The sequence below is a fragment of the Bifidobacterium sp. M0353 genome, assembly GCF_016100645.1.
GTDB lineage: Bacteria > Actinomycetota > Actinomycetes > Actinomycetales > Bifidobacteriaceae > Bombiscardovia > Bombiscardovia choladohabitans.
Window position 1 is genome coordinate 1 of the sequence record NZ_JACFSB010000099.1, and the last position, 289, is coordinate 289.

Genomic DNA, 289 nt, shown 5'->3' on the forward strand with positions numbered 1-289 from the left:
TGGCGGCAGCATGATTGAAATGGAAAGCGATAATGACGTTGTTACGGTTGATCAAGGTGCCATTGTTAATTTGACGCCCTTATTAGAGTATGACGGTTCTCATGGTTCAAATGGTGAATGGGGGAGACCATTTACTGTTATTGCTATTACCGGTAGTGGCACCGTAAACGTTGCGGGTACACTAAATATTAATATGACTGATAACTCAAAGGCAAATCCATATAAAGGAACTCGCAATGACAATAAATGTAGAGCCATATATTTACGGAATTCTAAATCTAGCTTCAAT

1 protein-coding gene is annotated in these 289 nt (G+C 39.1%); it reads left to right on the plus strand.

What is annotated here, in order from left to right; translation table 11 throughout:
- Window positions 1-19: 19 nt before the first annotated feature.
- Window positions 20-289 (plus strand): hypothetical protein (locus tag H3V04_RS09135; RefSeq protein WP_198188294.1); only part of this gene is annotated, 270 nt, incomplete at its 3' end.